Origin of the sequence: Corynebacterium sp. HMSC073B01 (assembly GCF_001838255.1) — a bacterium.
Lineage (GTDB): Bacteria > Actinomycetota > Actinomycetes > Mycobacteriales > Mycobacteriaceae > Corynebacterium > Corynebacterium jeikeium_D.
Map to the genome: position 1 here is coordinate 33,406 of NZ_KV836149.1, position 25,531 is coordinate 58,936.

A 25,531-nucleotide genomic window follows, 5' to 3' on the forward strand; every position below is an offset into this window, starting at 1 on the left:
GGGCTGCAGATGTGAAACTGTGCAAGTTTATGACGCTTTCAGGCCATTTTTTGAGCCATTTTTGACATAAATGCAGTCAGTAACTCGCATCGCCCTACCGATCCCGGCCATAAACGCAGTCAGCAACTCAAAAAACAAACGAAAAAGTGCCTAGCTGAACGAGCCAGGAGCTCGTCGCCAAGCACTTTTAACGTAGCGGTTCTCTAATCACCGCTGTCACTGATCATCTAGACCGAGAAGCCGAGAGCGCGCATCTGCTCGCGGCCGTCCTCAGTAATCATGTGTGGGCCCCATGCCGGGGACCAGACCCAGTTGAGGCGGAAGTCGCGGATACCCTCGACCTTCATAACCTCGGAGGCAGTCTGGTCGGTGAGCATATCGGTCAGCGGGCAGGCCGGGGACGTGAGTGTCATGAAGATAGCGGCAATGTCGCCTTCTTCAATCCAGATGTCATATACCAGGCCCAGGTCCACGACGTTGACTCCGAGTTCCGGGTCAACAACCTCGTACATTGCCTCTTCAACCTGGATAGCCAGCTTGTTATCGGCTTCGGTCTGCTCCGGTGCCGGCGGGACGGTGATGGACTCGTACGCATCCCCCTCATCAATGGGAGCACCAGTAGTCATGGTGTCCTCGTCGACAGCATCAGGCTGTGCGGGCGAGGTGGCGTCATTAGCGATTGGTTCAGTCATGGCGATGGCCTTCCTCGTCATCGGTAACGGTTACAGTCGCGGTACCAACGCCGTTGCCTTCAGCGGCGTTGGCCAGAGCCTCAGCGGTCGCGGCCTGGAAAGCCTTCCAACCGAGAAGAGCGCACTTCACGCGGGCGGGGTACTTAGAAACACCAGCGAAGGCAATCCCATCGCCGATAAGGTCCTCATCGCCCTCAATCTTGCCTCGGGAGGTGACCATCTTCTCGAACTCGGCAAGCTTGGCCATGGCCTCGTCGACAGTCTTGCCGACAATCTCCTCAGCCATAACTGAGGTAGAGGCTTGCGAGATAGAACAGCCCACGGCGTCATAGGAGACGTCATTGACGACAGTGAGGTCGTCGTTCAGAGTGACGCGAAGTGTGAGTTCATCGCCACACGACGGGTTGACGTGATGCACTTCCGTATTGAAAGGCTCCCGCAAACCCGCATGCTGCGGATGCTTGTAGTGATCCAGGATAACTTCCTGGTACATCTGCTCGAGCTTCATGTCCTTCTCCTTTCTTAAAGTTACGGGGTGACACCGAAGAACTTCTGTGCATGGCGCACTGCGTCGGCAAGCGCCTGAACGTCCTCTTCCGTGTTGTAGATGTAGAAGGATGCCCGGGCGGTCGACTGGGCGTTGAGGATTTGGTGAATTGGCCACGCGCAATGGTGACCGACGCGGATGCACACGCCCTGGTCGTCTAAAACCTGGCCAAGATCGTGCGGGTGAATGCCCTCGACCTTGAAGGAGACTGCAGAGCCACGCTGTTCTGGAGTAGTCGGCCCGATGATGGTCACGCCGTCAATTTCCTGCAGCTTCTCCAGTGCGAGCGCGGTCAGGTGGTGCTCATGAGCAGCCACCTTATCCATACCAATGGAATCCAGGTACTTCACCGCAGCCCCCAGACCGACGACCTGGGAAGTCATCATGGTACCCGCCTCGAAGCGCTGCGGAGGCGCCGCGAAGGTGGTCTTCTCCATGGTGACGACCTCAATCATCGAACCACCAGTGAGGAACGGCGGCAGTGCCTCGAGCAGTTCCCGGCGACCGTAGAGCGCGCCGACCCCGTTGGGGCCGAGCATCTTGTGGCCGGAGAACGCCAGGAAGTCCACATCGAGATCTTTGACGTCGACAGGCATATGCGGCACCGACTGGCAGGCATCGAGGACTACCAGCGCACCGACCTCGCGTGCACGGCGCACCATCTCCTTCACATCGGTGACTGCACCGGTGACGTTTGACTGGTGGGTAAAGGCCACTACCTTGGTCTTCTCGCTGAGCTCCAGCGAGTCCACGTCAATGCGGCCGTCCTCAGTCACGCCATACCAACGAAGTGTCGCACCGGTGCGGCGAGCCAGCTCCTGCCACGGCACCAAGTTCGCGTGATGCTCCAGCTCGGTGACGACAATCTCGTCACCTTCGCCGACCTGGTACTGACCTGCGCGGTCGTCGCCAAGCACGAATGCCACTGTGTTCAACGCTTCGGTGGCGTTCTTGGTGAAGACTAGCTCGTCATAGTCGGCGCCGATGAAGCCAGCGATGGCTTCGCGGGCATCTTCGTAGGCGTCCGTGGCCTCCTCAGCGATCTCGTAAGCGCCGCGGTGCACCGGTGCATTGTGGTGGGTTAGGAACTCCACCTCAGCATCGATGACTTGCTTGGGGCGCTGCGAGGTCGCTCCGGAGTCCAGGTAGACCAGCCGCTTTCCGTCACGGACAGTGCGCGACAGAATCGGAAAGTCCTCGCGGAGTGATGGGGTGAGTAGTTCGGCGTTAGGCATTGATGTACTTCTCGTAGCCGTGCTCTTCCAGCTCGTCTGCAAGCTCCGGGCCACCGGAGGTGATGAAGCGACCATCGTGGAAGACGTGGACGAAGTCCGGCTTCACGTAGTTCAGGATGCGCTGGTAGTGAGTAATGATCAGAATGCCGCCGTCGTTTTCGTCCTGGTAGCGGTTAATGCCGTCAGAGACAACGCGCAGAGCGTCGACGTCCAGGCCGGAGTCGGTCTCGTCCAGGATGGCGAACTTCGGCTTCAGCAGGTCGAGCTGCAGAATCTCGTGACGCTTCTTCTCGCCACCGGAGAAGCCCTCGTTGACGGAGCGCTCGGAGAACGACGAATCGATCTCCAGGTCAGCCATTGCCTCACGGACCTCCTTGACCCAGTGACGCAGCTTCGGTGCCTCGCCACGGACAGCGGTCGCTGCAGAGCGCAGGAAGTTGGACATGGACACGCCGGTGACCTCGACCGGGTACTGCATTGCCAGGAAGAGGCCAGCGCGAGCACGCTCGTCGACGCTCATCTCCAGCACGTTTTCGCCGTCGAGGAGAATCTCGCCCTCGGTGACTTCGTAACGCGGGTGACCTGCGATGGTGTAGCTCAGGGTGGACTTACCAGAGCCGTTCGGCCCCATCACAGCGTGGGTTTCGCCGGATTTAATCGTCAGGTTGACGCCCTTCAAAATCTCCTTGGGCTCGGCGGACTCGTCGGTCGGCAGCACCTGCGCGTGGAGGTTACGGATTTCCAAAGTGCTCATAGTGAAATCTTTTCCTTTAATCGGTGTAAGTGGCCTGTCCCCCGGCACTTCCGGGGTGACAGGACGGAAAGGGTGAGAAAGAAGATAAGCGGTTAGAAGCCAGCGGTGTTGAGCTCTTCGTCAACGAGCTTTTCAAGCTTCTCGCGAACGGACTCGACCGGAATCAGGTTGATGACCTCGCTGAAGAAGCCGCGAACCACCAGACGGCGAGCGGCCAGCTCCGGAATACCACGCGAGAGCAGGTAGAAGAGCTGTTCCTCGTCGAAGCGGCCGACGGTGGCAGCGTGACCAGCACCGGCAATCTCACCGGTTTCAATCTCCAGGTTCGGAACTGCGTCGGCACGCGCGCCTTCGGTGAGCAGCAGGTTGCGGTTGAGCTCGTAGGTGTCGGTGCCAGTAGCTTCTGCACGAATGAGCACGTCTCCCACCCACGCGGTGCGGGCCTCACGATGAGCGACATTCGGCTCGCCCTGCAGCGCGCCCTTGTACATCACGTTGGAGCGGCAGTTCGGCACAGCGTGGTCGACCAGCATGCGGTTTTCAAAGTACTGACCGGCATCGGCGAAGTACACGCCCAGCAGATCGACGTCGCCGCCGGGTGCCGTGAAAGCAACGCGCGGAACGATACGGACAACCTCGCCGCCAAACGTTGCGACAGTGTGGCGCAGCGTAGCATCCCGGCCGACACGAACGTGGTGCGCCGAACCATGAACGGCATCTTCGTTCCAGTTCACCATGGTCACGACGCCCAGCTTGGCGCCGTCGCCGATTACGAACTCGATGTTGTCCGCGAACGTGCCACTGCCTCGGTAGTTAATGACGCAGACGGCCTCGGCATGGGACTGCACGTCAATGACAATGTGGCCGTAGGACACCTTGTCCTCGCCCGGACCATCGATGTCGATGACGACAGGCTCCTTGGACACCGAGTTCTTCGCGAAGGTCACGATGTGCGCATCGTCGAAGTTGGAGTACGCCTGTGCTGCCACGCGGTCCGTTGGGGCGCCGGCGCGACCAAGGCGCTCGTCGTCACGCTTGACGACGTCCACAGCGACGCCATCCTGACCAGCAGTCTCGACCGAAATTGAGGCTGCAACCGGCTCTGCTGCGGTGCCGTTGTGGAGACCGCGGAGCTTACGCAGCGGCGTGAACTTCCACTCTTCATCCTTGCCATGCGGCACGGCGAAGTCCTCCACGTTGAAGGATGAGAAAACGTCGCCCTTGTTCGCCAGCACGCGACGGCTATGAGCAGCCTGGTTTTCGTTGTTAATCGTCGTAGTCATTGGTATTAACCGACCGAACCTTCCATCTGCAGTTCAATGAGGCGGTTGAGCTCGAGGGCGTATTCCATCGGGAGCTCCTTGGCGATGGGCTCGACAAAGCCGCGCACGACCATGGCCATTGCATCTTCTTCTTCGATGCCGCGACTCATCAGGTAGAAAAGCTGATCGTCAGAGACCTTGGAAACCGTTGCCTCGTGGCCGAGGGTGACGTCGTCCTCGCGGACATCCACGTATGGGTACGTGTCCGAACGTGAAATCGTGTCCACCAGGAGTGCGTCACACTCGACGTTGGAGTGCGAGTGCTTGGCACCCTTGTTGACCTGCACCAGACCGCGGTAGGCAGCGCGGCCACCGTTGCGGGCCACGGACTTGGACACGATGTTGGAGCTCGTGTGCGGAGCCATGTGCACCATCTTGGCGCCGGTGTCCTGGAACTGGCCCTCGCCAGCCATAGCCACGGACAGCACCTCGCCCTTGGCATGCGGACCGGTCATCCACACTGCCGGGTACTTCATGGTGACCTTGGAACCGATGTTGCCGTCAATCCACTCCATGGTTGCGCCCTCTTCGCACTTGGTGCGCTTGGTAACCAGGTTGTAGACGTTGTTCGACCAGTTCTGGATCGTGGTGTAGCGGCAGCGGCCACCCTTCTTCACGATGATCTCCACAACAGCCGAGTGCAGCGAGTCGGACTTGTAAATCGGAGCGGTACAGCCCTCGACGTAGTGCACGTAGGCATCTTCGTCGACAATAATGAGCGTGCGCTCGAACTGTCCCATGTTTTCCGTGTTGATACGGAAGTATGCCTGCAGCGGGATGTCCACGTGGACGCCCTTCGGCACGTAAATGAAGGAGCCGCCGGACCAGACTGCGGTGTTAAGAGCGGAGAACTTGTTGTCACCGGACGGAATGACGGTGCCGAAGTACTCCTTAAACAGCTCCGGGTGCTCCTTGAGAGCGGTGTCGGTGTCCAGGAAGATAACGCCCTGGGCCTCCAGATCCTCGCGAATCTGGTGGTAGACAACCTCAGACTCGTACTGAGCGGCGACACCTGCGACCAGGCGCTGCTTCTCAGCCTCCGGAATGCCGAGCTTGTCGTAGGTGTTCTTAATATCCTCCGGCAGGTCTTCCCAGGTCTGGGCCTGCTTCTCGGTGGAGCGAACGAAGTACTTAATGTTGTCGAAGTCGATGCCCGACAAATCCGCGCCCCAGGTGGGCAGCGGCTTGCGGTCGAAGATTTCCAAAGCCTTCAAGCGACGTTCAAGCATCCACTCCGGCTCGTTCTTCTTAGCCGAAATATCGCGAACGACCGCTTCAGACAGGCCACGCTTCGCGGAAGCGCCAGCGGTATCCGGGTCGTGCCAACCGAACTGGTAGGCACCAATGGACTCGATAATCTCTTCGTCAGTCTGCGGAGTGGCAGCCTTCGTGGATTCAGCCACGTCGGTGGAGTTCTCATGGGCGAGGGTCATTCTCCGCTCCTTTCTTGTGGCGATTCAGTAAGTGTCTTTGTTACGGGAGTGAGTGGGATATTCGTAGTGCAGATACCGTTTCCATCAGCGATAGTCGCCAACGGTTGGGTGTGCTGACCTAATAATTTACTAACGGCTTCATGCTCCGCCGCGCAGAGCTCCGGAAACTCGGAGGCTACGTGGCTAATTGGGCAATGGTGCTGGCAAATTTGCACGCCGCCAGTGTTCTGGTTGATAGTTGCCGCGTACCCGGCCCGTCGGAAAGCATCGACGACGGCCTCTACGACCTCTTCCTTCTCTGCGTCCTGCCCCACTGGGGTGACGCCGAGCAGAATGTCATCAATGCGCTGACGGGCAAACTGGGCAACTGCCTGCTCACCACCGGCCTTGCGCAGTGCGGTCAGAGCTGCACTGGCAAGATCGTCGTAAGCGTGCCCGAATCTAGCGCGGCCCCGATCTGTCAGGCGATAGGACTTTGCTGGCCTGCCTCGGCCCCGGGGGCCGGTGCTGGGTGCCGGAGCGGTTTCGGCAAGACCTTCGTCCACCAGAATGTCAATATGACGGCGGACGCCTGCAGCGGATAGTCCCAGGGTGTCTGCGATAAAAGTCGCGGACGCCGGGTTGTGTTCCAGAAGCAATTGGAGAATGCGCTTGCGCGTATCACCATCATTGACTGTCGGCTTCCGATCTGCCATGACTGGTGAGTCACCTCCTGCGATTGGACTGCTGGATAATAATGGGTGTCTAGGTGGCTCAGCGAGGCAAGTATCCCACTTGCGCCGCTGGTGTATTAGACAACATAATTGTGTCGTAATTGGGCCACAATGTCCAACGCATTTAAATATCAATGCAACGTCGCTGATTAGAACGCCCTTTCGGCGTGTCGAATCGTCTACTATGTGACCTTGTGAAAACTAACCGACCTACCTCGCGCCGCTCGTCCACCTTCGACGACGCTCTCGGGGTGCGTGACGCCATTCCGAAAATTGGTCTGGCCGGTTCTAGGTCGGCAACCCTCCACCAGGGCTCAGAACAGCCGCTCCAACACCGCATCAATTACCGCGAACTCCGACGCTTCACCTGGCTGCGTTGGCTGGGTGCTCTCGGGGCGGTCTTTATTATGGTCGCCGGGATTGGCGCAGGCGCGACACCGGTGGTTGGAAATGAGTTTTGGGGTACACCACTTGGGCTAATCCTCGGTCGAATGTTGGTGGCAACGACAATCGTCACCTTCGTGGGCATTGGCATGTTAGTCACAGCCTGGTTGGGTGTCGGCGCTTTCGTTCTGGCCGGTGCGCGGACTCGCGTCACCGCAGTGACTACTCCGATGCTCATACGCACCTACGCGGCATGGGTATTGCCCTTGATGTTTACCGCTCCCCTGTTTACGCAGGATATCTATTCCTATTTGGCGCAGGCTGCAATTGTGGAGCGGGGTATGGATCCCTACCTCGCAGGGCCTGTTGACCTATTGGGAGCCAACGACCCACTTGCCCGATCGGTGCCATTGATTTGGTCGCACTCTCCGAGCCCATACGGTCCCACGGCCCTCGCAGTGGCATGGGGTATCGCCAAGATAACCAGCGACGGGGTGATCGCTTCCGTCTTTCTGCATCGACTCGTCGCCATTGTTTCGCTTCTCGTGGTGTCCTGGGCGCTGGTGCAGCTTGGTCGCCGCTGCGGCGTTAGCTCTCAGTTCACCCTCTGGCTGGGCACGCTCAATCCGCTGGTATTGCTGCACCTGGTGGGCGGTATCCACAATGAGGCCCTGCTGCTGGCACTCCTGCTTGTTGGTCTCGAACTGTGTCTGCGCGCTATCCACGGCCCTGCGCAATCGATGGTGCCCGATGAGCTGCCAGAACCCGGACCAATCGGACACGAGAACCAAAGCCGAGGTAGATCGTGGGCAATGTATGCAGGCGGTATTGTGCTCATCAGTCTCGCCGGAATGGTCAAAGTCACTGGTTTCGTGGCGCTCGGCTTCGCCGGCATGTGGCTGGCTCGAAAGTTTGGCAGTACCTGGAAGGCCGTTGCTCTTTCCGCGGTAGTGACGGGCGCAATGACCGTCGTCACGGCAGTCGTTGTTTCCTTAGGAACTGGTCTGGGCTTTGGTTGGATCACCGCGCAGGGTGGCGCCGCAACGGTGCGCAGTTGGATGTCGTTGACTACCCTGCTCGGGATCATCGCTGGTTTCTTCGGCAGGCTTCTGGGGCTCGGCGATATCAGCGACAGTGCTTTGCTGTTTACCCGCGGCATTGGCGTAGTGCTGGTGGCTGCCTGGCTCCTGCGCATGCTGTTAGCGACGTTCCGTGGGCGCATTCACCCGCTCGGCGGCTACGGCCTCGCGATGTTCGCTCTAGTAATCCTCTTCCCCGTCGTGCACCCCTGGTACCTGCTATGGGCCATCGTGCCCCTGTCCGCTTGGGCCAACCGGGTACAATTTCGCATTGCCGTGGTTCTGTACTCGGCAGTTTTCAGTTTTGTAGTACTACCACGCGGCCTGGGGTTGCCTCCGGGCACCGTCGCTCAGATTTACCTACTGGCGTTGGTATTCTTCGTCGCAGTCATGTTCGTCATCTTGGCGTACTCGACGCGATCTAAGGTATTTCGCCTTCATTAAAACTGTGAGATTAGACTGACTAACCGTGAATAACGCTGCCAATTCTCCTGCTCTGCGCCTTGAGAACGTAACGAAGAAATTCGATGACGTTGAGGCTGTATCAGACCTTTCGCTTTCCCTGGATCGAGGTAGGGTTCTTGCGCTCCTCGGCCCCAACGGTGCTGGTAAGACCACAACCGTTGAAATGTGTGAGGGCTTCATCAAGCCGGATGAAGGGCGAATTCGCATTCTCGATCTCGACCCGGTCGCTCAAACCACAGCACTGCGCAGTCGCATTGGCATCATGCTCCAGGGCGGAGGCGCCTACCCCGGTGTTCGCGTTGGCGAAATGCTGAACCTCGTTGCCAGTTACTCCGCAAACCCGCTGGACACTGATTGGCTTCTTGAAGTCGTTGGCCTAGAACGCCATCGTAAGACGAACTACCGCAGGCTCTCTGGCGGTCAGCAGCAGCGACTGTCGCTCGCATGTGCCCTGGTCGGACGCCCGGAGCTTGTGTTCCTCGACGAGCCGACAGCAGGCCTCGATGCTCAGTCCCGTCTAGCCGTCTGGGATCTCATCTCGTCGCTGCGCCGTGATGGGGTCACCGTGGTCCTGACAACGCACCTCATGGACGAGGCCGAATCGCTTGCCGACGACGTTGCGATTATCGACCGGGGCCATTTAGTTGTGGCCGGTACCACCGAGGAGATCACTAGCGCAGGCGCATCGGCTCTCCAGGGAACGTCGTCAAGCACTGCTATGAAGATCAGCGTTCGAGGCAGCCTTGACTTCGAAGAGGTCAACCGCAACTTCAGCGAGTCCGGTCTTCCACAGCGTCTGCAGCGTTCTGGCGGTGGAGAGTTTTCCCTGATTGGTGAAGCTTCACCGCGCGCCTTGACTGTCTTGGCGCAGAGTTGCGAGCAGCAAGAGGTGTTGATCACCTCGTTGAATAGGGCGACGCAATCGCTTGAAGATGTCTTCTTGCAGATCACTGGAACGGAGATGAGGAGCTAATGACTACCGCACCGAGGGCCGATGCTTCCCGCTTTGCAAAGGGCACTTTCGCCCCAGCGCCACAGCGTTCGGACATGGCGAAGTTGGTCATGTCGCAGGCGTGGTTGGAAACGAAGCTCTTCTGGCGACATGGTGAGCAAATGCTCCTCACCATCATTATCCCGTTGGCGATGCTCATCGGCCTGGTGATGGTGCCGGTGTTGGAGCTCGATGATTCGCTCGAGCGTATCTTCCCCATGGTGCTGGCGATTTCCGTCATGTCTGCAGGGTTTACCGGACAGGCAATTGCCGTGGGCTTTGACCGCCGTTACGGAGCCCTGAAGCGCATCGGCGCCTCAGGCGTGCCACCCTGGGGCATTATCGCAGGCAAGATTGTGTCGGTTTGCACCACCGTCACGTTGCAGTACGTACTGTTTAGTCTCGTGGGACTCGCCCTTGGCGCAGAGCTGTCGATTGGCGGCTGGCTGCTGGCTTATGTGGGGATGCTTCTGGGAACGTTCGTCTTTACCTCATTGGGCTTGCTCATGGGAGGTACGTTGGGAGCCGAGCTAATCCTAGGTCTGGCCAACCTGATCTGGTTCATCCTCATCGGTGCTACTACGTATGTGGCCGTTGCGCCATCGTTAGATGACATCAGCTCTGTACTGCTACACCTCTTGCCGTCCGTCGCGCTTACCGACGTGATCTCCGCGGCATTGGCCATGTCCGTCCATTGGTCAGCTGTCGGGGTGCTACTTGTGTGGGGCGTCCTTGGCGCTGCATTCGCGGCCCGCTGGTTCCGTTTTGATATGCCGAATGACTAGGAATCTGTCGGGGAATCTGCATAGAAAAGCGCAGCCCAACGCAGGGGTTTCGCTTATTACCATTTTCCGCCAGCATGGGTAGAATTTCTTAATGTGAATACTGCAGATCGAAGTTTGCCCCTATCGTTTTTGCCGCTGACACCAATCGGGCGCCAGAAGCTCTATGCCCTGCTGGTTTTGATTGCGCAGGCGGCAATTGCGGTAACCGGTTCTATCGTCCGTGTTACTGGTTCAGGTCTCGGTTGTGCTTCGTGGCCTGAATGTCACCCAGGCAGCTTCGTTCCTGTCGCGGGGGAAGCAGAAATGCTCCATCAGATTATTGAGTTTGGCAACCGGCTGCTCACCTTTGTGCTGGTTGCTCTGACACTTCTGCTCTTCCTTTCGGTTATGCGTGTCGGTCGCCGTCAGGAAATCAAGTTGCTGGCCTTCCTCAACGGTCTCGGCGTTATCGTCCAGGCTGTTATCGGCGGTATCTCCGTTTGGGTTGACCTGAAGTGGTACGCCGTAGCGTTGCACTTCCTGCCTTCGATGATTCTGGTCTGGCTCGCTGGCATGCTTTTCGTCAAGATTTCTGAGCCTGACGACGGCACTGCTACCCGCATGTACCCGCGCTATCTGCGCTATTTGGCTGCCGCCTCCGGCCTGGCCCTGACGATGACGCTGATTACCGGAACTATGGTCACCGGTGCCGGACCACACGCTGGCGATGCTTCGGTGCTCCCGGAGGATCGCCTCCAGCTACCGATTGTTGACCTGGCGCATATCCACGCTGGTTTTATGTACCTCTACCTTGGCCTGGTTATCGGCCTCATTTTCGGTCTGCTGGCCTCGGAAGCCTTTGCACCTGTGCGTAAGGTTGCCATCGCACTCGTTGTGTTCATTTTGGCTCAGGGCGTAGTTGGAATGATTCAGTATTGGTCCGGTGTACCGGAGGCATTGGTGCCGGTTCACGTTGCCGGATCTGGTATCTGCACCGCTTTGACTGCAGTACTTTTCCAGCACGGTTACCGCACTGTCGGTGGGAGCGCAGAAGTCACTGGCTCGCTTGAAGGCGATGCGGCTGCCGCCACTGTTGCTTCGGAGAAGAACGTCGAGGTTACCGCGTAGCTAGCTGCCGGTCAGCGGCTGTATTAACCACTGTGGTTACCGGCTGTTGATTCCTGCTTGAACCGCCTAAACACGCGCTTTGGCTGTGCGTGTTTAGGCGGTTCTGCTGTCTGCTCGGCTCCGTGTGCTCGGATGTGCGTTTCCCAGTGGCTAGCGGGCTGCGCGGGCTGCGCGGGCTGCGCGGGCGGTGCAAGGGGGCGGTCTGCCCACCTATCGATCCGAGTTACTGACTATGTTTATGACAGAAATCGCGCGAAAAATTGCCTGAAAGTGGCATAAACTCGCACAGTTTCACGTTTGCAGCCCGTGCCCATCTCCACACACAAAAAGAGGCCCTTCCCGCAACCGGAAAGGGCCTCTTCAAAGGAGCTCAGCAGCTGACCTAGAACATGCTCGAAATTGTCTGCAATCCGAGTACGGCATCGAGAGAAAGCGCCACACAGACGATAGACAAGTAGTTGTTCGACATGAAGAACAGCTTCATCGGCTTGATCTTGCCACCGGTCTTAACGTGGCGGTGCAGGTCAATGGCGCCCCACAGGAACCAGGCACCAGCGCCAACGGCGCCAATCAGATAGATCCAACCAGCGTACGGAACCAACAGCAGAGTGGTGATCACGGTCGCGGCGGTGTAGTAAATAATGCGCTTGGAAACGACGATTGCCGGCTTGACCACTGGCATCATCGGCACGCCAGCGGCCTTGTAGTCCTCCTTGTAGCGCAGGCCCAATGCCCAGGTGTGCGGCGGAGTCCAGAAGAAGATAAGCAGGAACAGGATGAATGCCTGCCACCAGTGAGCCAGCCCCGTAATCTCCGGGTTGTTGTCAGTGATTACGGCCCAGCCGACCATCACCGGCATACACCCCGCAGCGCCACCCCAAATTACGTTCTGATCAGTACGGCGCTTCAGCCACAACGTGTAGACGAAGATGTAGAAGGCAATCGTAATCAGAATGAAAACGGCGGCCAGCAGCGAGTTACACAGCAACCACAGCCATAGGAACGACGCAATCATCAAGACAGTGCCGAAAATCGCTGCCGCTCGACGGCTAACCTGGTTGCGCGCGAGCGGGCGACGGCGAGTACGGCGCATCTTCTGGTCAATGTCGTAATCCATGACCATGTTGAAGGTGTGCGCAGCCGCTGCACCCAGCCAACCACCGAACAAGGTGAGAAGAATCAGTCCAACGTGAACATGACCGCGATCAGCCTGAAGCATTGCGGGAATGGCCGCGACGAGCAGGAGCTCGATAATTCTTGGCTTAGTCAGTGCAATATACGCCTTGACTGTTTCCAACAAAGCAATGTCCCTTTCACGCGCCATAAACAAACCCCCCGTTTACAGATAGTCGGATGTAACGGTCGGAAAGTTCCCGACGAGTTTTTCCGCAAAATTAAATGAGGGGCAGGCAATCAGTTTACCGGTAATCATAACGGTTCCAATAATGACCGTCGTAAAGCATGTGCGGCGCGCCCTCTGAGACTTATCTCTCAGCTATTCGGCCCGGTTTGAACCCGGAGCGCGCAATCCTAGTTAGTATGGAGGAGAATTTTACTAATCCATTTGGATACTAGGAGTCATTCACGTGACACTGTCGACTGAGCATGAAGCACGGGTTGTGCGCAACTACCCCTCGGACTGGTCTGACTTGGATACGAAGGCCGTTGATACGGCCCGTGTGCTGGCCGCAGACGCCGTTGAAAAGGCAGGTTCGGGGCACCCCGGCACTGCGATGAGCCTCGCACCGCTGGCTTACTCTCTTTACCAGCGCGTTATGCGCCATGACCCGAAGGATACGAAGTGGATCGGCCGTGACCGTTTCATTCTCTCCTGTGGTCACACCTCTCTGACGCAGTACGTCCAGCTGTACCTCGGCGGTTTTGGCCTGGAGCTCGATGACCTGAAGGCGCTGCGTACGTGGGACGCTCTCACCCCGGGTCACCCGGAGTACGGCCACACTGACGGCGTGGAAATCACCACTGGCCCGCTGGGTCAGGGGCTGGCGTCGGCTGTCGGTTTTGCCATGGCTTCGCGACGGGAACGTGGGCTGTTCGACCCGGAAGCTGCTCCGGGTGAGTCTCCGTTTGATCACTACGTGTACGTCATCGCTTCTGATGGTGACGTTCAGGAGGGTGTCACTGCCGAGGCCGGCTCGCTGGCCGGCACTCAGCAGCTGGGCAACCTGATTGTCTTCTGGGATGACAACGGCATCTCCATCGAGGACGACACCACTATTGCTTTCACCGAGAATGTCGCGGACCGCTACCGTGCTTATGGCTGGCAGGTCATTGAGGTTGACGGCGGCGAGGACGTCGCGGCACTCGAGGCTGCTGTCGAGGAGGCCAAGAAGGATACGGAGCGTCCGACATTCATTCGCGTTCGTACTGTGATCGCTTACCCGGCTCCGACGAAGATGAACACCGGCGCATCGCACGGTGCTGCTCTTGGTGGCGAGGAGATTGTCGGCATCAAGGAAGCTCTCGGCTTCGATACCGACAAGAGCTTTGACGTCGCTGACGAGGTCATTGAGCACACTCGCAAGCTAGTTGAGCGCGGCGCTGAGGCTCACGCACAGTGGCAGGTCAAGTTCGACGAGTGGGCTGCGGCTAACCCGGAGCGCAAGTCTCTGCTGGACCGTCTGACCGCTGGCGAGCTGCCGGAGGGCTTCGACGCTGAGCTGCCGACCTGGGAGCCGGACGAGAAGGGTGTTGCTACCCGCAAGGCTTCTGAGGCCGCGCTGCAGGCACTGGGCAAGACCCTGCCGGAGCTGTGGGGTGGCTCGGCTGACCTGGCTGGCTCCAACAACACCGTCCTGAAGGGCGAGCCGTCTTTCGGTCCGAAGTCCATCACCACCGGCACCTGGACCACTGACCCGTACGGCCGCAACCTGCACTTCGGTATTCGTGAGCACGCCATGGGCTCGATCCTCAACGGCATTCTGCTCCACGGTGGTACCCGTCCGTACGGCGGCACCTTCCTTATCTTCTCGGACTACATGCGTCCGGCTGTCCGCCTGGCATCGCTGATGGGCATCTCCCCTATTTATGTCTGGACCCACGACTCCATTGGTCTGGGCGAAGACGGTCCGACGCACCAGCCTGTTGAGCAGCTGGCTTCGCTGCGCGCTATCCCGGGTGTGTCCACTGTCCGCCCGGCTGACGCTAACGAGACCGCTCAGGCTTGGGCCGCTGTTCTTCAGGGAGAGGCAGGCCCGAAGGCTCTGGCTCTGACCCGCCAGAACGTTCCGGTCCTGGAAGGTACCAAGGAGAAGGCCGCTGAGGGCGTCCGTCGTGGTGCGTACGTGCTTGTCGACGGTGCCAAGGAGACCCCGGACGTCATCCTGATGGCTACCGGTTCGGAAGTTCACCTCGCTGTCGAAGCTGCTGACAAGCTGGCTGAGGAAGGCGTCAGCGCCCGCGTTGTCTCCGTTCCGTGTCTTGACTGGTTCGAGCAGCAGGACGATGCCTACCGCGAGCAGGTTCTGCCGAAGTCCGTCCGCGCTCGTGTCTCGGTTGAGGCCGGTATTGCAATGCCGTGGTACCGCCACCTGGGTGATGCTGGTCGCGCTGTCTCCCTGGAGCACTTCGGTGCATCGGCTCCGTACAAGGAGCTGTTCGAGAAGTTCGGCATCACAGCAGAGGCTGTTGTCGATGCCGCCAAGGAGTCCATCGAGGCTGCTAAGTAAGTTTGTTAAAACCTGGCGCTATCGGCCGCTGTCGGGACGGGATTTGTGAAAACCGTACCGCGCTCCGGTAGCGCCAGTATTGTTTGTGACGCACAGTAGTTTAAGGACATACAACTTTTAGCGAAGTCTTTAGGCAACGAAGCGGTATTGACAGAAAGGCGTTAAACACTATGGGAAGCACCACGATGGAAGCGCTCGCCAAGGTAGGGACTTCGGCGTGGCTCGACGATCTTTCGCGCCAGCGCCTCACCTCGGGCGATTTGAAAAATCTGATTGAAGAGCTTCGGGTTGTCGGTGTCACTACTAACCCGGCAATCTTCTCTTCGGCGATGACCGCCGGTGAGGATTACGACTCTCAGCTGGCGCAGCTCACTGCAGAGGGTGCGAACTCGGCAGATGCTGTGTTCGCGATGGCAATCGACGACGTCCGCGATGCCTGTGACCTTTTCGCTGGTGTATCCGAAGAAACCGACGGTGTCGATGGCCGTGTGTCCATCGAGGTCGATCCTCGCTACGCCGACAACTACGAGGCCACGATTGCGCAGGCCCGTAAGCTCTGGGAGCGCGTCGGCAAGCAGAACGCGATGATTAAGATTCCGGCGACCGATGCTTCCCTGCCGGCTGTCACCCAGGCTCTGTCCGAGGGAATCTCGGTAAACGTCACCCTGATTTTCTCGGTGGAGCGTTACCTGCAGGTCATTGATGCGTTCATCGAGGGCATTGAGCGTGCGAAGGACAACGGCGTGGACCTGGCTTCGGTCCACTCTGTTGCGTCGCTGTTTGTTTCCCGCGTTGACACCGAAATCGATGCTCGCCTGGACAAGATCGGCTCCGAGGAGGCCCTGGCTCTGCGCGGCAAGGCTGGTCTGGCCAATGCCCGTGCAGCTTACGCCAAGTTCGAGGAGACTTTCTCGGCGCAGAATATTCGCTGGGCACAGCTGGAAAACGCCGGTGCTAAGCCGCAGCGCCTGCTGTGGGCTTCGACCGGTGTGAAGAACCCGGCTTACCCGGACACCCTCTACGTCACTGAGCTGGCTGCACCGCAGACTGTGAATACCATGCCGGAGAAGACGCTGCGTGCTGCCGCGGGCTTCGAGGGCGAGGTTCGCGACGCCGTCAGCGGCCAGGGTGACGCAGCCAATGCCGTTATGACTCAGCTCAGCGAGATTGGCATCGACCTCGATGACGTCTTCGCTGTCCTGGAGCGCGAGGGCGTGGAGAAGTTCGTGGACTCCTGGCAGTCCTTGCTCGAGTCGATTGCACAGCGCATGGAGCAGCTGAAGTAAGCCTGCTGATTATCTAGGTGCCTGTTGGTAGTGGCTGCGTTTCTGGCTGGCGCCAGCAGGTCGCCTGGCGATCCGAGTTACTGACTGCGGTTATGTCAAAAACGGCCCGAAAAATAGCCTGAAGGTGTCATAAACTTGCACAGTTTCACATCTGCAGCCCGTAACTTTTGGGGTTGTCAGTTTCGGTTCGCCTGTTGTGTTACTTAACCCGCATGTTCAACGTTGGACATGAAAAAGCTCCCCTGCGCGGGGAGCTTTTCTATTGGTGCTAGGACGTGGCGAAGGTGGGACGCACAGAGGGCAGTGGGCGTTTGTCTTCCTTTAAAGCCCAGGCCATCACGAACGCAGAGATTACGGCGATGATTGAGGCAAAGATCGGCACAGCCGGCCAGGGGGCACCCGGTACGGAGTCGGTCACGTCCAGCAGATAGCTGAAGAGGAAGAGCGTGGCCAGGGCCAGGCCAATGGTAATTGATCCTGCACGAGTGCCCTTCGCGCCGGCGACGGTGCCGACTGCGGTGCTCGCCACGGTAGCCATGAGGAAGCTCAAGAAGACGCACAGCGCGGTGAGCAGAACTGTGGTGTAGTTTTGCCCGGAATCCTCAATCATGTACAGCTCCCCGTTAGTGTCCGGAAACAGGGCCGGTCCGGAGGTGACAATGAAGCTATCGAATCCGCGGTAGTAACCGGACTTGTTCTGTTCGATGACCATCGCCGTGACGATGAAGGCGGTAGCCACCAACGATGTGCCCAAGATTGCGATGATTGCGGAGCGTACCCAGCGGGCGGTGCTCACGCCGTAGTCACGCAGGGTGACCGAACGCCGGGCTGTGATGAGGAAGAGGATGCCCAGCGCGATAATGCCAAGCAAGGTGTTGCCGGTTCCGCTGCCTACGAGCATGCGCCCGAAGGCCGAGTACAGGATGGCCACGGCGGCAACACCGAGGAAGGTTTTCTTGTTGGTCGCGATGAAAGCTCCGGTGCTCATTTCTTGCTCCGTTCGATGTAGGAGGAGGTGCTTGCGAGGTCGATGAGGGCCGCGGGGTCGAGGTAGCTCACCTCAACGCCGAGGGCGCGGGCATGCGCAGCGGCAGACGAACTGAGCTCTGTAGCCAGGATTGCCTCGCAGCGCTCGCCGAGGGTTTTCTTAGCGAGCACTGGGCCGGCCACCTGCGCCACGAGATCCGTAGGGCCTCGCAGCACCGGATGGCTAGCGCGCAGCTTATCGACGTCATAGGGCCCGTACGCATCCTGCTTGTGGATGACAATCAAGGTGTCGACTAGGCCGGCTAGATCCTGGGAGTGCTGCGAGGTGACCACAATGTTGGCCGATTCGGCAGCGTCGATAAGCATGCCGCGCAGTATGGTGCGGTGCTCGACATCGAGGCCGTTGAAGGGTTCGTCGAAAAGTAATGCATCCTTGCCCGATGCCAGGGTTGCTACGGCGATGAGCAGCTGGCGCTGGCCCAGGCTGAGCTTCTTGATGGGGGTGTCGCCGGGGAAATCGAGGAGAGACTCCGCGTGGGACACATCGAGCTGATCCCAGCCCGTGCGCAAGACGTGGAAATATTCGCGCGGAGTGGCGCCGAAAATCTGGGTGTCGGGTGCCGCCTTCGCCAGGGCAGCCGTGGGCAGTTGCGCGAGGGTGTGAAGGTAGTAGGTCTTGCCGGCACCGTTGGGGCCGATCACGCCGTAGATGCTCATTTCTCCTCCTCCAGCATGGCGATGATGTCGTCAAGGGTGAGGCCGAGGACGCCGGCCTCCGCTTTTAGTGGCTCGATGTAGGTGCGCTGGAACGCTTCACGACGCTCAGCTCGAATGCGCTCACGGGCGCCTGGAGTGACAAACATGCCGAGACCTCTTTTCTTCTCTACGAGCCCCACCATCGACAGTTCTGTCATGGCCTTGGCGGCCGTGGTGGGATTGACCTGATAGAACTCCGAGAGCTCCTTGGTTGAGGGGGCGCGATTCTCAGCCGCGAGCTCCCCGGACAGAATCATTGATTTCAGATCCTCGGCAATCTGGACGTAGATGGGCCGAGAATCCGCCTCCTTCGCCTGCATATCCACCTCCATGGTGTACGGGTATACCATCTATGTCATAAACCTAAAGCAAAAGAAAGGGGCCCGTCAAGGCCCCATCGAAGGAATCGGAAACGATTCCACCGGACTTTTCTCGATATGACATTATGTAAACCGTGAGTGATTCTCTGCAACGCAACGATCCGAACTCCCCTACTGCCAGTTCTCGGCACAACGGAGATGGCAGCACCAACCACCACGGATACATCAACCCGCTGCGCGACCCGCAGGATAAGCGCTTGCCGCGTATTGCGGGGCCGGGTGGCATGGTGATTTTCGGTGTGACGGGCGATCTGGCCCGAAAGAAGCTCCTTCCTGCCATTTATGACCTGGCCAACCGCGGTCTGCTCCCTGCCTCCTTCGCGCTAGTTGGCTACGGTCGTCGCGAATGGTCGAAGCAGGACTTTGAGGATTATGTGCGCACCGCAGTGGAACAGGGCGCCCGCACAGACTTCCGTGAGAGTGTCTGGCAGCGTCTGGCTGAGGGCATTCACTTTGTTACCGGTACCTTCACCGATGACGAGGCGTTCGATCGCCTGGCCGCGCAACTTGAGGAGCTCGATCGCTCCCGCGGCACCGCTGGCAACTGGGCCTACTACCTGTCCATTCCGCCAGCTAACTTCCCCGATGTCTGTCATCAGCTCGATCGGTCGGGGCTCGCGCAGTCGGGCGAGGATTATTGGCGTCGCGTGATCATTGAGAAGCCATTCGGCCACGACCTGGCCTCCGCTCAGGAACTCAACCGGATTGTGAACTCGGTCTTCCCAGAAGACGCCGTGTTCCGCATCGACCACTACTTGGGCAAGGAAACCGTCCAGAACATTTTGGCCATGCGTTTTGCCAACCAGTTGTTCGATCCGATGTGGAATTCTCACTACATTGACCACGTTCAGATCACCATGGCCGAGGACATCGGTTTGGGTGGTCGCGCCGGTTACTATGACGGTATCGGTGCGGCTCGTGACGTAATTCAGAACCACCTACTCCAGCTGCTGGCACTGGTGGCAATGGAAGAGCCCATCGCCTTTACCCCGGAAGAGCTGCAGGCGGAAAAGATTAAGGTTCTGCGTGCCGTCGAGCCAGTGCGTCCGTTTTCGAAATACACCGCACGTGGCCAGTACACCGCGGATTGGCAGGGCAGCAACTTTGTGCCGGGGCTGCGCGATGAGGAAGGATTCGACCCCGAGTCCACGACCGAGACCTACGCCGCTTGTACGCTCCAGATCAATTCTCGTCGTTGGGCCGGTGTCCCCTTCTACCTGCGCACCGGCAAGCGCCTCGGCCGTCGCGTCACTGAAATTGCGCTGGTCTTTAAGTCCGCACCGCACTTGCCTTTTGCGGAGACGATGACTGCCGCTCTCGGCCAGAACGCCATGGTGATTCGAGTCCAGCCAGACGAGGGCGTGCTCATGCGCTTCGGCTCGAAGGTTCCGGGCTCGGCCATGGAGGTACGCGATGTCAACATGGACTTCTCCTACTCCGAGGTGTTTACCGAGCAGTCGCCAGAGGCCTACGAGCGCCTGATTCTGGATGCGCTTCTCGACGAGGCCAGCCTCTTCCCCACTAATGAGGAAGTCGAGCTGTCCTGGAAGATTCTTGACCCCATCATCGAGTACTGGGCCAAGCGCGGTCGTCCCGAGGGCTACCCCGCAGGTTCGTGGGGGCCTTCCTCCGCTGACCACATGCTCGAGCGCGACGGTCGCGCTTGGCGACGGCCATAGGTTGCCGACCTCTCAGTTCTTAAGAATTTTCTGACAGAAAGAACACTTTCATGATTGTCAATTTGCCAGACACTGACACCGCGAGCATTGCTCGTCAGTTGGTGCAGCTTCGAGAGCAGGGCGGCATCGTCACCACGGGCCGTGTCCTCACCCTGATTGTTTTGGCCAAAAGCGAAGACGACCTGGAAAACATTATTTCCACGGTCAACTCCGTTTCCCGCGAGCACCCATCCCGTGTGCTGGTATTGGTCTCCGATGATCCACGCCTGGACAATCGCCTTGACGCGGAGCTCCGCGTCGGTGGTGATGCCGGTGCCGCTGAGATCGTCGTTATGCATATGTCCGGTGAGATTGGTCAGCACCACAGCTCTGTGGTGACTCCCCTGTTGCTACCGGATACGCCGGTCGTGGCGTGGTGGCCGTCTGAGGCGCCGCAGGTCCCAGCGGCGACACCAATCGGCCGGATTGCCCAGCGCCGTATCACCGATTCACTCTGTGACCCGAATAGCAACGCTATCTACACGCGCCGTACGGGCTACACGCCCGGCGATTCCGACCTGAGCTGGTCGCGGCTGACGAACTGGCGCGGTGTGTTGGCATCCGCTTTCGACTTGCCGCCGCACTCGCCGGTGACCTCCGTGTCCATCTACGGCCCACAGGACTCGCCATCGGTCGAGGTCGCCGCCGGATGGTTGGCAGATCGCCTGGGGCTGCCGGTCAACCGTTACTCCACCGGTGAGAAGAAGATTCCGGTGGACGAAAAGGGCCGCGCCAAGCCACCGGTGACCTCCGTCGCCTTTGAGCGTGAAAATGGCCAGACTTTGCGTATCGATATTGAAAGCGCCACCACTGCATCGGTCACCAACGGAGAAAAGCCCCCGTTCAAGGTTGCAGTATCGCGTCCAACACGCTCCGAATGTTTGGCAGAGGAGCTGCGTCACCTCGACCACGATACTGCCTACGGACGTGCCCTGCGTGGCCTCAGTCAGATTCACACGGTGGGAATGCAATCTCCGACGTCCACAACAACTAGCTTCGCTAACGAACCAGGAGTCTCTGACAAGTGACCACCGATAACGCCTCGAATACCGTCCCTGCCCCTCAGTTCCACCGCGCCGCTGACCAGGCGGGCATCGTCGAGGCTGCACGTCAGCGCTTCATCGATGCGGTTGTCGCCGTCCACCATGGCAACGCCTCTCCGGTCACCGATGACGGTTTCGTACGCGTCGTTCTCACCGGTGGCGGCGCGGGTACCGCTTTGCTCAGTGCGCTTGCCGACGATTCCGGAGACATCGACTGGAACCGAGTCCTGGTGTTCTTCGGAGATGAACGCTTTGTCGCTGCCGACTCGGCAGATCGCAATGCGTTGGCTGCTCGTAAGCGTCTCTTGTCCCCTGTCGGCGTGCCGGAGGAAAACATCTTCGAGTTTGCCGCTGCCGACAGCGGCGTGACCACCACGGAGGCCGCCGAAAGCTACGAAGCGATCGTTCGGGAGAAGGCTCCAAATGGCTTTGACCTTCACCTTCTCGGTATGGGCGGAGAGGGACACATCAACTCGATTTTCCCACATACCGCAGCGCTGGCTGAGCAGGAACGCTTGGTCGTGGACGTGCATAACTGCCCGAAGCCACCGCCGACCCGCATCACGCTGACGATGCCGGCCATCGCCAGCTCTCAGCGTGTGTGGCTACTTGTAGCGGGCGGCGAAAAGGCTGAGGCAATTGCAGCTATCGCTCAGCAGGACGACCCAGCGCAGTGGCCGGCGGCCGGGGTTCGCGGTGTTCAGGAAACCGTTGTCTTTGTTGACGATGCTGCGGCTGCGCAGCTCTAGGCTTCCGCTTCACCGCTAACAGCCCAGAACCAGCAAATTCCCGTCGATAAGCGAAATGCTATCGACGGGAATTTTTATTGCTTAAAGGCCTGCGGTGGGGCGTGCTGCGTGCGGAACCTACCAGCCGAAAGTATTGAACAGCAGCAACAGGACAATGCAGAGCAACCAGATAATCACGGTCACAATAGTGACGCGGTCAAGGTTCTTCTCCACCACAGTCGAACCGGACAGATTCGACTGCATGCCGCCACCAAAGAGGCTGGACAGTCCGCCACCCTTACCCTTGTGGAGCAGGATGAACAGCGTCATCAGGATGGATGTGATGACCAGGACAATCTGAATGGCGAGGTACACGCGCACTTCCTTTTGAAACGTCGCTTCTTTAAGAACTCCAACTATACTAGCGCAATTGCTCGGCTGGCTAGGTATCCCTAGCCGTATCCCTAGGCGGATTCCTAGCCGGAGTTGCGCAGTGCAGTTGCCAGACCATTCATGGTCAGCTGAATGCCCCGACGCACCTTGTCGCGATTATCGCCGGCGCGGTAGCGACGCAGCATCTCCAGCTGGATGATGTTCAGCGGCATAAGGTACGGGAAGCGCATGTCCACCGAACGCCTGAGCAGCGGGTTGTCCTCCAGCAGGTGCTTGTACCCGGTTACCTTCAGGAACATCTCCAAAGTCAGGTCGAACTCAGCCTTGATGATGCCGTAGATGCGCTCACCGTCGGCCTTATCTTGGCAAAGGCTAGCGTAGGCGCGCGCCAGGTTCAGATCAGCCTTGGACATGACCTGCGCCATGTTCGACAGCACCGAATTGAAGAACGGCCAAATCTCGTTGAGCTGACGGAGCTCAGCCAGGCGGGAACCGTCTTCGTCCTCGCCGATCCACTCCTGCAGTGCAGAGCCGACACCAAACCAGCCCGGCACCATAGAACGCTGCTGCGACCAGGACAGTACCCACGGAATTGCGCGCAGGTCAGAAATGGTCTGGGTCTGCTTGCGTGAGGTCGGACGCGAACCGATGTTCAGGCTGCCGATCTCATCGACCGGGGTCGACGACGTGAAGAAGTCAATAAAGCCCGGGTCCTCGTGCATGAGCTTCGAGTAGGCCTCGCGAGACAGGTCGGAAATCTCCGACATAATCTCGTGGGCGCGAGCTGGGTTCTTCAGGTCATCGACGTCGAGCAGAGTCGACTCAATCGTTGCCGAAACCAGCGCGGCGAGGTTCCTGCGTGCCGCTGCAGGGTGACCGTACTTTGCAGAGATAATCTCGCCCTGCTCAGTGATACGCACGGACCCCTGGACTGCACCCGACGGCTGCGCCAGGATTGCCTCGTAGGACGGACCGCCACCACGGCCGACAGTACCTCCGCGGCCATGGAAGAGACGCAGGCGAATGTCGTTGTCCTTCGCGGCTGCCACGATTGCGACCTCCGCGTCGTAAAGCGCCCAGTTTGCAGCGAAGTACCCGCCGTCCTTGTTGGAGTCGGAGTAGCCGAGCATGACTTCCTGCAGATCTCCGCGTGCGGACACGTATGCGCGGTAGACCGGAATGTCCCACGCAGCACGCAGCACGTCGGCACCAGCCTGCAGGTCTTCGATGGTTTCGAACAGCGGAATGACGTCAACAGAACCGGTCGGCTGGGAGCCATTCGGGCGAATCAGACCGACTTCCTTGAGCAGAATCATCGGCTCCAGCAGGTCGGAGACCGATGTACACATCGAAATGATGCAGTGCGGTACCGCGTCGTGACCGTACTTGCGCACCGCACGAGATGCCGCACGCATAATGCCTAGCTCGCGAGCCGTAGCTTCGGAAAGATCTGCGGAAGTCGAAACCAGCGGACGGGAGGACTGCAGTTCCTTGGTCAGCAGCTCGACCTTGTCGGCTTCCTTCAATCCCGCGTAGTTGTCCACCACACCGGCAGCGGAGAACAGCTCGGTGAGAATTTCCTCTTGAGAGTCCGAATTCTGGCGGAGATCAATCGAGTACAGGTGGAAACCAAATACCTCCACTGAATCCATCAGGTCGCGCAGGCGGTGATCGGCGATGAGGTCATCGTGGCTGGACCGCAGGGAGTCGTCGATAATCGAGAGCTCTTCAAGTAGCTCCTCGGCGCTGTCATACGGAGTGAATTCCGACCAGTCGCCCTCAATGATGGACTCGTCGAAGAAGTTCACCGCTGTTGCCGCCACGCGACCGCGGATACCGTGAACCGCACGACGGTACGGTTCATCTTCGCGGTTTGGTACGTCATTGTGGCCTCGGCTGGCCAAGGCGACTAGATCCACGGTGACCTTGGTCAGGCGATCACTGAGACTGAGCTCGCGCTCCAGCAGATGCAACTGCGAGAAGTAGTGACGCAGGATGGTACCCGCTGCCCTATCGGAGGCGTAGCGCAGCGTCTCCTCTGTCACGTACGGGTTACCGTCGTGGTCGCCGCCGATCCACGATCCCATGCGAATCGTTGGGTTAGCCGGCAGCTTGTTGCCGCCGAGCTGACGCAAGTGCTTGACGACGTCTCGGTTAATCTGTGGCACAGCTTCCAGCAGAGAAAGCTGGTAGTAGCGAAGACCAACCTCGACCTCATCGCGAATGTCCGGGCGGTTCATGCGAATGAGAGCCGTTTGCCACAGCGTCAGGATACGGCGGCGGATATCGGCATCAATCTCAGCGAGTCGGTCCGCGGTGCGCGCATTCATCGGGGCCGCCTGAATCTCGTGGCGGCGCCGCATTGCGGCCGTGATGTGCTTCTGCACATCGAACACTGTGCGACGACGAGTTTCCGTTGGGTGTGCGGTCAGAACCGGGACGACCTCAATGTGGTCCATCATGTCCGCAATCGCGCCGCCGGAAACCTTGGCGTCGCGAAGCTTCTGCCATGTTGCCTCCAGCGTGGAGTCCTGCGGTGGATCGCCAGCATCGAGAGATGCCTCGATGCCCAGCTCCTCGTGCAAATCCTCAGCGAGGTTGGCCAAAAGTGCGAAGTGCGTGAAAGCACGGATGACAGGGCTTGCCTCGGCTGGGTCAATATCGCGGAAGAGGCCGGTGAGCTTCTCGATGTCGCCATCGCCACGATGGAGTTCGAAGGCTGCACGGCGAGCATTTTCGACCAGGTTAAAGACCTCGTCACCCTCTTGCTCGCGGATTACCTGCCCAAGAATTCGACCCAGGTGGCGAATATCCTCCCAGAGCAAGTCCTGCTGCTTCGCGGTAGCGGTCGATGAGGATTGCTCATTGCTTGCAGTGTGTCGGTCAGTGTCACCATGTACTTGTTCGTTCATTGAGCACGTCCTTTGAAAATTGCCGGGCATTCCAAGTGGAAAGCCTCGGGAAATGTATCGCGCTAAAACATTGCCAGTCGGTGTGCCTGGATTGAGTCCGCCTAAAGGCAATAACCCCGAATCGGTTTTATGAGA

The 25,531-nt window shown here is 59.0% G+C and carries 22 protein-coding genes; 9 read left to right on the forward strand and 13 right to left on the reverse strand.

Features of this window, described 5'->3' with window-relative positions:
• Positions 1-227: 227 nt before the first annotated feature.
• From HMPREF2849_RS03865 to HMPREF2849_RS03895, 7 genes are all read right to left on the reverse strand, one after another.
• The gene (locus HMPREF2849_RS03865) at positions 228-692 is read right to left on the reverse strand and encodes a metal-sulfur cluster assembly factor (RefSeq protein WP_016422755.1); all 465 of its coding nucleotides are present in this window, start codon (positions 690-692) and stop codon (positions 228-230) included.
• Positions 685-1,200, reverse strand: coding sequence for a Fe-S cluster assembly sulfur transfer protein SufU (gene sufU, locus HMPREF2849_RS03870; protein ID WP_070567113.1), 516 nt, complete (start codon positions 1,198-1,200; stop codon positions 685-687). Before sufU ends, HMPREF2849_RS03865 begins: the two co-directional genes overlap by 8 nt.
• 20 nt (positions 1,201-1,220) lie before the next feature.
• Complete coding sequence (locus HMPREF2849_RS03875) at positions 1,221-2,474, reverse strand: cysteine desulfurase (protein ID WP_049190724.1); 1,254 nt, start codon at positions 2,472-2,474, stop codon at positions 1,221-1,223.
• A complete protein-coding gene (sufC, locus tag HMPREF2849_RS03880; protein ID WP_049190726.1) occupies positions 2,467-3,228 on the reverse strand; it encodes a Fe-S cluster assembly ATPase SufC in 762 nt (253 codons plus the stop codon). The genes HMPREF2849_RS03875 and sufC overlap by 8 nt, the downstream gene beginning before the upstream one ends.
• Positions 3,229-3,320: 92 nt before the next feature.
• Positions 3,321-4,511 (reverse strand): Fe-S cluster assembly protein SufD, encoded by a 1,191-nt coding sequence (sufD, locus tag HMPREF2849_RS03885; protein WP_016422751.1) that lies wholly within the window; start codon positions 4,509-4,511, stop codon positions 3,321-3,323.
• A 5-nt stretch (positions 4,512-4,516) separates the two neighbouring features.
• Positions 4,517-5,983: a Fe-S cluster assembly protein SufB gene (gene sufB, locus HMPREF2849_RS03890; protein WP_016422750.1), complete on the reverse strand. Its 1,467-nt coding sequence runs from the start codon at positions 5,981-5,983 to the stop codon at positions 4,517-4,519.
• Positions 5,980-6,678, reverse strand: coding sequence for a helix-turn-helix transcriptional regulator (locus HMPREF2849_RS03895; RefSeq protein ID WP_048734176.1), 699 nt, complete (start codon positions 6,676-6,678; stop codon positions 5,980-5,982). The genes sufB and HMPREF2849_RS03895 overlap by 4 nt, the downstream gene beginning before the upstream one ends.
• Positions 6,679-6,863: 185 nt before the next feature.
• Here HMPREF2849_RS03895 and mptB point away from each other — a divergent pair, with 185 nt between their 5' ends.
• From mptB to HMPREF2849_RS03915, 4 genes are all read left to right on the forward strand, one after another.
• Complete coding sequence (gene mptB, locus HMPREF2849_RS03900; protein WP_070862623.1) at positions 6,864-8,603, forward strand: polyprenol phosphomannose-dependent alpha 1,6 mannosyltransferase MptB; 1,740 nt, start codon at positions 6,864-6,866, stop codon at positions 8,601-8,603.
• Positions 8,604-8,628: 25 nt separating this feature from the next.
• Positions 8,629-9,597 carry an ABC transporter ATP-binding protein gene (locus tag HMPREF2849_RS03905; protein ID WP_049193479.1) on the forward strand — a complete coding sequence of 323 codons (969 nt, stop codon included), beginning with the start codon at positions 8,629-8,631 and terminating at the stop codon, positions 9,595-9,597.
• Positions 9,597-10,400: an ABC transporter permease gene (locus HMPREF2849_RS03910; protein WP_070862624.1), complete on the forward strand. Its 804-nt coding sequence runs from the start codon at positions 9,597-9,599 to the stop codon at positions 10,398-10,400. The genes HMPREF2849_RS03905 and HMPREF2849_RS03910 overlap by 1 nt, the downstream gene beginning before the upstream one ends.
• A 93-nt stretch (positions 10,401-10,493) precedes the next feature.
• A complete protein-coding gene (locus HMPREF2849_RS03915) occupies positions 10,494-11,507 on the forward strand; it encodes a COX15/CtaA family protein (RefSeq protein ID WP_016422745.1) in 1,014 nt (337 codons plus the stop codon).
• A gap of 382 nt (positions 11,508-11,889) precedes the next feature.
• Here HMPREF2849_RS03915 and HMPREF2849_RS03920 read toward each other — a convergent pair whose 3' ends face one another.
• Positions 11,890-12,804, reverse strand: a complete 915-nt coding sequence (locus HMPREF2849_RS03920) for a heme o synthase (protein ID WP_172954651.1) — start codon at positions 12,802-12,804, stop codon at positions 11,890-11,892.
• Positions 12,805-13,093: 289 nt separating this feature from the next.
• Between HMPREF2849_RS03920 and tkt the strand changes: the two genes are divergently transcribed.
• On the forward strand, positions 13,094-15,193 hold the full coding sequence (gene tkt / locus HMPREF2849_RS03925; RefSeq protein ID WP_070854076.1) for a transketolase: 2,100 nt from the start codon (positions 13,094-13,096) through the stop codon (positions 15,191-15,193).
• A 170-nt stretch (positions 15,194-15,363) separates the two neighbouring features.
• Entirely contained in the window at positions 15,364-16,479 is a 1,116-nt protein-coding gene (gene tal, locus HMPREF2849_RS03930; protein ID WP_070567121.1) for a transaldolase, read from the forward strand.
• 268 nt (positions 16,480-16,747) lie between these two features.
• Here the strand turns inward: tal and HMPREF2849_RS03935 are convergent, their stop codons facing one another.
• Genes HMPREF2849_RS03935 through HMPREF2849_RS03945 form a run of 3 tightly spaced genes read right to left on the reverse strand, consistent with a single transcriptional unit; the run spans position 16,748 to position 18,572 of the window.
• Positions 16,748-17,467, reverse strand: coding sequence for a hypothetical protein (locus HMPREF2849_RS03935; protein WP_070862625.1), 720 nt, complete (start codon positions 17,465-17,467; stop codon positions 16,748-16,750).
• Positions 17,464-18,183, reverse strand: coding sequence for an AAA family ATPase (locus tag HMPREF2849_RS03940; protein ID WP_070862626.1), 720 nt, complete (start codon positions 18,181-18,183; stop codon positions 17,464-17,466). The genes HMPREF2849_RS03935 and HMPREF2849_RS03940 overlap by 4 nt, the downstream gene beginning before the upstream one ends.
• Positions 18,180-18,572: a GntR family transcriptional regulator gene (locus HMPREF2849_RS03945; protein WP_370449830.1), complete on the reverse strand. Its 393-nt coding sequence runs from the start codon at positions 18,570-18,572 to the stop codon at positions 18,180-18,182. The genes HMPREF2849_RS03940 and HMPREF2849_RS03945 overlap by 4 nt, the downstream gene beginning before the upstream one ends.
• A gap of 104 nt (positions 18,573-18,676) precedes the next feature.
• On the opposite strand from HMPREF2849_RS03945, the gene zwf reads away from it, so the two are divergent.
• From zwf to pgl, 3 genes are read left to right on the forward strand one after another with little or no spacing between them, the layout of a single operon-like run.
• On the forward strand, positions 18,677-20,281 hold the full coding sequence (zwf, locus tag HMPREF2849_RS03950) for a glucose-6-phosphate dehydrogenase (protein ID WP_049193711.1): 1,605 nt from the start codon (positions 18,677-18,679) through the stop codon (positions 20,279-20,281).
• A gap of 50 nt (positions 20,282-20,331) precedes the next feature.
• Positions 20,332-21,348 carry a glucose-6-phosphate dehydrogenase assembly protein OpcA gene (locus HMPREF2849_RS03955; RefSeq protein ID WP_070567126.1) on the forward strand — a complete coding sequence of 339 codons (1,017 nt, stop codon included), beginning with the start codon at positions 20,332-20,334 and terminating at the stop codon, positions 21,346-21,348.
• The gene (gene pgl, locus HMPREF2849_RS03960) at positions 21,345-22,112 is read left to right on the forward strand and encodes a 6-phosphogluconolactonase (protein ID WP_070567129.1); all 768 of its coding nucleotides are present in this window, start codon (positions 21,345-21,347) and stop codon (positions 22,110-22,112) included. Before HMPREF2849_RS03955 ends, pgl begins: the two co-directional genes overlap by 4 nt.
• Before the next feature lie 117 nt (positions 22,113-22,229).
• Here pgl and secG read toward each other — a convergent pair whose 3' ends face one another.
• Positions 22,230-22,466, reverse strand: coding sequence for a preprotein translocase subunit SecG (gene secG / locus HMPREF2849_RS03965; protein ID WP_005510775.1), 237 nt, complete (start codon positions 22,464-22,466; stop codon positions 22,230-22,232).
• A 101-nt stretch (positions 22,467-22,567) separates the two neighbouring features.
• Complete coding sequence (gene ppc, locus HMPREF2849_RS03970; protein ID WP_070862627.1) at positions 22,568-25,396, reverse strand: phosphoenolpyruvate carboxylase; 2,829 nt, start codon at positions 25,394-25,396, stop codon at positions 22,568-22,570.
• Positions 25,397-25,531: the final 135 nt, after the last annotated feature.

Excerpts from the sequence above, each read along its gene's own strand:
- HMPREF2849_RS03865 (WP_016422755.1), bottom strand. The coding sequence starts at position 692 with ATGACTGAACCAATCGCTAATGACGCCACCTCGCCCGCACAGCCTGAT.
- sufU (WP_070567113.1), bottom strand. The coding sequence starts at position 1,200 with ATGAAGCTCGAGCAGATGTACCAGGAAGTTATCCTGGATCACTACAAG.
- HMPREF2849_RS03875 (WP_049190724.1), bottom strand. The coding sequence starts at position 2,474 with ATGCCTAACGCCGAACTACTCACCCCATCACTCCGCGAGGACTTTCCG.
- sufC (WP_049190726.1), bottom strand. The coding sequence starts at position 3,228 with ATGAGCACTTTGGAAATCCGTAACCTCCACGCGCAGGTGCTGCCGACC.
- sufD (WP_016422751.1), bottom strand. The coding sequence starts at position 4,511 with ATGACTACGACGATTAACAACGAAAACCAGGCTGCTCATAGCCGTCGC.
- sufB (WP_016422750.1), bottom strand. The coding sequence starts at position 5,983 with ATGACCCTCGCCCATGAGAACTCCACCGACGTGGCTGAATCCACGAAG.
- HMPREF2849_RS03895 (WP_048734176.1), bottom strand. The coding sequence starts at position 6,678 with ATGGCAGATCGGAAGCCGACAGTCAATGATGGTGATACGCGCAAGCGC.
- HMPREF2849_RS03910 (WP_070862624.1), top strand. The coding sequence starts at position 9,597 with ATGACTACCGCACCGAGGGCCGATGCTTCCCGCTTTGCAAAGGGCACT.
- tal (WP_070567121.1), top strand. The coding sequence starts at position 15,364 with ATGGGAAGCACCACGATGGAAGCGCTCGCCAAGGTAGGGACTTCGGCG.
- HMPREF2849_RS03935 (WP_070862625.1), bottom strand. The coding sequence starts at position 17,467 with ATGAGCACCGGAGCTTTCATCGCGACCAACAAGAAAACCTTCCTCGGT.
- HMPREF2849_RS03940 (WP_070862626.1), bottom strand. The coding sequence starts at position 18,183 with ATGAGCATCTACGGCGTGATCGGCCCCAACGGTGCCGGCAAGACCTAC.
- HMPREF2849_RS03945 (WP_370449830.1), bottom strand. The coding sequence starts at position 18,572 with ATGGTATACCCGTACACCATGGAGGTGGATATGCAGGCGAAGGAGGCG.
- HMPREF2849_RS03955 (WP_070567126.1), top strand. The coding sequence starts at position 20,332 with ATGATTGTCAATTTGCCAGACACTGACACCGCGAGCATTGCTCGTCAG.
- ppc (WP_070862627.1), bottom strand. The coding sequence starts at position 25,396 with ATGAACGAACAAGTACATGGTGACACTGACCGACACACTGCAAGCAAT.